This is a genomic window from Synergistaceae bacterium, assembly GCA_012728235.1.
Taxonomy (GTDB): Bacteria; Synergistota; Synergistia; order Synergistales; family Synergistaceae; genus JAAYFL01.
The window spans coordinates 1-3,619 of record JAAYFL010000030.1; the positions used below are offsets into that span (position 1 = coordinate 1).

Sequence of the window (3,619 nt, forward strand, 5' to 3'; positions counted from 1 at the left end):
GTAAGTCATGCTAAAGAGCGCTCTCATATCCATATTTTCCATAGATTTCATCCTCCTGTTGTTTGTATGTTAAGTATGTTAAGAATTAAATTATAACCGTAACTATCATTTTACAGCATATGGTTTATTGCCTAATCTTTTCTTGAAAAACAATTAATATATTACAAAAACTAAAATCTTATGCTCATTACATTTATGTAATAATTTCTTAAAAAATGAATGTTAGAGTTTTTCTCCCTCTCTTATCTTGCAAATAGCTTGAGTTGCCGTTCCTATGGGACAGTATACGCACCAAGATCTCGCTCTGTAGACCGCCATGCTAATAAGCCCCAATATAAGCGACGTTAACATTAAGCTGTAAAAGCCATATGCAAATTGAACCGTCCAGAGAGGTATTTTATCTCCTGCTCTATTGGCCCATCTCCAAGGGACATCAAAAGACCATAAAAGTTTAATTGATTCGTTTAACCCTCCACTTCCTGTCAATACAGTCCAAGTTGCAAAGAGCATATTGAAAAACATTGTCATAAAGAATAAAAGGAACCCGTATCTAAACCATTTGCTTCTTAGAAATGAAGGGAGATTTTTATTAAGTGAAAGCTTCTTCCCGTTACCAAGTATCGTATAGAGCTGACCTCTTCCGCAATATGTATTGCAGAATGCCTTCTCCATGCCGAAAATTGACATAAAAAGAGGAACTAAAAAACAGATCATGCCGAACCAGGCAAACATTATATTAAAGAAGCCAATAGAAAAGTATAAAATCGTTATAATCCACATCTTGTCTTTCCAAGTCTTTTTCATAACTATTCCGGCACCTCCATACTTATGGCGTGAGCAGGACAGATTAAAGAACATTTTGTGCAACCGACACAAATTTCAAAATTAACATTGGCATAAATGCCCTTGTAAATAGTTATCGCAGTCACGGGACAGACTTTAGCGCAAGCTCCACAAGCGACACAGTCATCTCGCGAAACAATCGCCTTTCTACCCTTTTTGACCTTTGTTACCATAAAATCAGCTCCATTCAGAAGAACATATATGCTCTTATTATGATACAAATGAGAGGCGATAGCAACCGAAGAGAAGCTAAGTGCGTTTTGCTAAGCAGTAGCTAAGCGATGGCTAAGCAGTGGCTAAGCGATTGTTTAACCCTCTCTGAGAAGCGCTCCTTGCCAATCGCTTGCCGCGGTTGCAAACCGCACTTGCCATTTTTCTTTAACAATTGTTTAAAAATTACATGTTTTCACCTTGACGTGTGGGGACGATTAATATAACTTGGATTGATGGAAATTGAATAAATATTAATTTAAAAAATTATGGAGGTGTATATTTATGGAAATAGGAAAAGTAATGGAGAAGAGTATAAATTCACAGATACAGGCGGAGTTCGAATCAGCTTATCTATACCTTTCAATGGCAGCTTGGTTTGAAGATGAAGATCTTCCGGGATGCGCACATTGGATGGAAAAACAGGCCGAAGAAGAACTTGAGCACGGCATGAAATTCTATACATATCTCATTTCAAGAGGTGGAAGTGTCGTACTTGAAGCTATTCCGACACCCAAGAAAGATTGGGGAAGCGCTGTCGAAGTATTTGAAGAAGTATTAAGCCATGAGAGACTTGTAACAGAACTTATCGATAAAATGGCAGAACTTGCAGAAAAAGAAAACGATCGCGCCACAAGAAGCATGCTCAACTGGTTCATTGACGAACAGGTTGAAGAGGAAGAAAACGCAGCAGGCATTCTTGCAAAGTTCAAACGTGCAGCAGGCAAACCAATGGGCTTGATGATGTTGGACAAGGAACTCGGAAAAAGAGAAGAAGACTAAAAAAAGAACCCCTCGCGGGGTTCTTTTTTTTTTGACAAGTGCGCTCTACGAGCGAGAGAAATCGTGACCGTTGGTCACTGGCAAGCACGACCTTTGGTCGTGGCAAGTGGTGACTTCGTCACCGTTTAAAGATAATTACATACTGCTTAGCTACCGCTTAGCAAAACGCATTAACAACACTTCTCGTGGCGAAGCCACTCTTTTCGACGTTTAAAAACGTCTCTTCTCGCGACTATCAGTCGCTCTTTTCAGCAGGCATTTTAACAATTGCTTGTCGGAGACAAAGTCTCCATTTGCCGACTGCTTGCCGCAACCAAAGGTTGCACTTGCCAAAAAGTTTTAGCTATTGATTGCCTAAAGTTCTAAACCGTTTCCAATCCTTTTTCTGTAATCTCATATGTTATCAAGATTTCTTTGTTGCAGGATTGGGAGTGTGGGCAGCCTCCGCATGAGGGAGGAGAGATAGTTTCTCTCTCATGCTTTTTGATGTATCCCATTCTCACCAACTGATTGATTGCATCAATTACAACTTCTATGGGGACATCAAGCTCCGCAGCCAAAGCTCCGTTAGAAAAATAGCCACTTTCATGAATCGTTTTTAGTATTTCTTTTAACATAATAATTCGCTCCGTCTAATCCTAGCTAAGTCGAACTTAACTAAATCCCAGCAGACTTCCTATCTGGAAAACCGCCACTGCCACTATCCAAGCTATTAAAAAAGTATAGAGGGCTGTGAAAATGACCCATTTTATTGATTTAGTCTCTCTGCCTATTGTTCCGAGAACTGCCGCGCAAGGTGTGTACAGCAAGACCATCAACATGTAGGAGAGCGCTGTCAAATGTGTGAAGTGCTGTCTTATGACATCGACTAGAATCTTTCCTTCTTCCATGTATTCTCCGGCATAAAGCATTCCGAGAGTCCCTACTACTGCCTCTTTTGCCGGAATTCCGGCAAACAGTGCGACTGATTCTTGCCACGTTCCAAACCCGGCCGGTTTAAATAGAGGCACCAAGAAAGAACCTATCATGCCCAGGAAGCTCTCTTTGCTGTATGGATCTGCTGATGTGGGCAACACGGCTAAAACCCACATTAAAGTGACTACCGTAAAAATAATTGTTCCGGCACGGGCGATAAAGTCGTATACATTCGTCCACATGTTTCTCAGAACATTCTTAATTGTCGGCATTCTATATGGGGGAAGCTCCATGATGAAATATGAGCTCTCGCCTTTAAAGAGAGTATTATTGAAAACCTTTGCCATAATCAAACCGACCAATATCCCGAAACCGTAGAGCGTGGAAAGAACTAAGGCTCCATGATTGGGGAAAAATGCTGCAATAAATAACATATATATAGGTATTCTTGCTCCACAACTCATAAAAGGATTTATAAGTATGGCTATCATTCTATCTTTTTTATTTTCTAATGTTCTAGTTGCCATTATACCTGGAACATTGCAACCAAAACCTATTATCATTGAAATAAATGCTTTGCCGTGCAGTCCAAATTTTCTCATAAGGTTATCCCAGACATATGCGGCTCTCGACATATATCCGCTATCTTCCAAAAAGCCCAACATCAAATATAGAACAGTAATTAGAGGAACAAACTCTATGACTGCTCCAACACCGCCAATCAAACCATCAGCGACAAGGGAAACAAGCCATTCTGGGGAATTTACTGAAACTAAAAAGCTCTCCAGTATTCCTCCGAACCCTTCGCCTAAATCGGCAGCTAATCCACCAAAAATCTCTTCTCCAACGATGAAAGTCGTCTGGAAAA

5 protein-coding genes are annotated in these 3,619 nt (G+C 40.3%); 1 reads left to right on the forward strand and 4 read right to left on the reverse strand.

What is annotated here, in order from left to right; genetic code table 11:
• Window positions 1-222 precede the first annotated feature (222 nt).
• Window positions 223-858, reverse strand: coding sequence for a 4Fe-4S binding protein (locus tag GXZ13_02590; protein NLX74726.1), 636 nt, complete (start codon window positions 856-858; stop codon window positions 223-225).
• Window positions 807-1,016 (reverse strand): 4Fe-4S binding protein, encoded by a 210-nt coding sequence (locus GXZ13_02595; GenBank protein NLX74727.1) that lies wholly within the window; start codon window positions 1,014-1,016, stop codon window positions 807-809. Before GXZ13_02595 ends, GXZ13_02590 begins: the two co-directional genes overlap by 52 nt.
• A gap of 322 nt (window positions 1,017-1,338) precedes the next feature.
• On the opposite strand from GXZ13_02595, the gene GXZ13_02600 reads away from it, so the two are divergent.
• Window positions 1,339-1,836, forward strand: a complete 498-nt coding sequence (locus GXZ13_02600) for a ferritin (protein NLX74728.1) — start codon at window positions 1,339-1,341, stop codon at window positions 1,834-1,836.
• Window positions 1,837-2,198: 362 nt separating this feature from the next.
• On the opposite strand, the gene GXZ13_02605 is transcribed toward GXZ13_02600, so the two are convergent.
• The gene (locus GXZ13_02605; protein ID NLX74729.1) at window positions 2,199-2,453 is read right to left on the reverse strand and encodes a winged helix-turn-helix transcriptional regulator; all 255 of its coding nucleotides are present in this window, start codon (window positions 2,451-2,453) and stop codon (window positions 2,199-2,201) included.
• Between the two features lie 36 nt (window positions 2,454-2,489).
• Window positions 2,490-3,619, reverse strand: a 1,130-nt coding sequence (gene feoB / locus GXZ13_02610; GenBank protein NLX74730.1) for a ferrous iron transport protein B, incomplete at its 5' end; no start/stop codon positions are given.